The organism is Bacillus sp. JJ1566 (assembly GCF_036962685.1).
Lineage (GTDB): Bacteria > Bacillota > Bacilli > Bacillales > Bacillaceae_L > Ferdinandcohnia.
Genome location: NZ_JBALOP010000018.1, coordinates 51885 through 52960 on the forward strand (window position 1 = coordinate 51885; position 1076 = coordinate 52960).

1 protein-coding gene is annotated in these 1076 nt (G+C 41.8%); it reads right to left on the reverse strand.

The features are described 5' to 3' along the window. Positions 1–114: 114 nt before the first annotated feature. Entirely contained in the window at positions 115–882 is a 768-nt protein-coding gene (locus V7112_RS09425; RefSeq protein ID WP_335418182.1) for a MerR family transcriptional regulator, read from the reverse strand. Between the last annotated feature and the right edge of the window lie 194 nt (positions 883–1076).

Below are 1076 nucleotides of genomic sequence, written 5' to 3' on the forward strand. Positions count from 1 at the left end.
GCCTGCTCTGTCCGAATCAGAGCTTTATTCGGACAATCACCTGCGGGATTCCTTTAGTCCTGTCCCAATACACAAAAAAAGGGGCAAGACCCATAGGATCTCACCCCATTAACTTTATTCACTCTTTTGCCCTGTATACACATGTATCGCATCTCTCAAAAACTCTGCGGTTCCTGGCTGTTCTTTGTCGTAATACGCTGTGAATCTCTCGTCGTCAACATACATTTGCGCTAACCCCGCATGTGCCTCTTTATTATAACTTGGCCAGTAAAACATGAGCCACTGCTTGTGCATTTCAGCTGCTTTTTGTGCTAACTCGCCTGCTGGGTCACCTGTCTTCATCGCTTCCCGTAAGGTATCCTTCAAATCTTCACCAAGACGTGTCACCGCATCATGGTCCTCTTTTGACATGTTCATAAATTTCTCATTTGATTGTTTGACTGTTTCCTCGCCATATTTTTCACGGATTTCTTTTCCGTATTTTTTCTCATTTTCTTCAATGGCTTGCTTTTTAAAGCCTTCAAATTTTTCTTGGTCGGACATGGTTATTCTCCCTTCTTTTTGCGCAATGGTTTTTTCGACATTGGCAATTAATCGATCTATTTGTTTCCGTTTATCAAGGAGCTGCTCCCGATGTTCTTTTAATGCTATAGATTCATCAAAGGCAGGATTTGTCATGATTTGTTTAATATCAGTTAGATTGACTCCGAGCTCACGGTAAAAAAGGATTTGCTGGAGACGATTGACTTCGTCTTGGCCATAGATTCGATATCCTGATGAATTGATTCTTGCCGGCTTAAGAATCTCAATTTCATCGTAATATCGAAGCGTTCTAGTGCTTACCCCTGCTAGTTTCGCTAACTTTTGAACCGTGTATTCCATCTCATCACCCCCTGATATTTTTACTTTACACCTTAACGTAACGTCAAGGTCAACACATGATCCAAAATTTTTTAATCAAATGCACCTTGGCGTATTTGTCCCAGATTTTTTTGGCCCACACGAGGTGGGTCACAAAGACGTTGCCACAGGATGTGGAGCCTTTGGTCTTTGATCCTAAGCGAGATACAGTGAAA

Excerpts from the sequence above, each read along its gene's own strand:
- V7112_RS09425 (WP_335418182.1), bottom strand. The coding sequence starts at position 882 with ATGGAATACACGGTTCAAAAGTTAGCGAAACTAGCAGGGGTAAGCACT.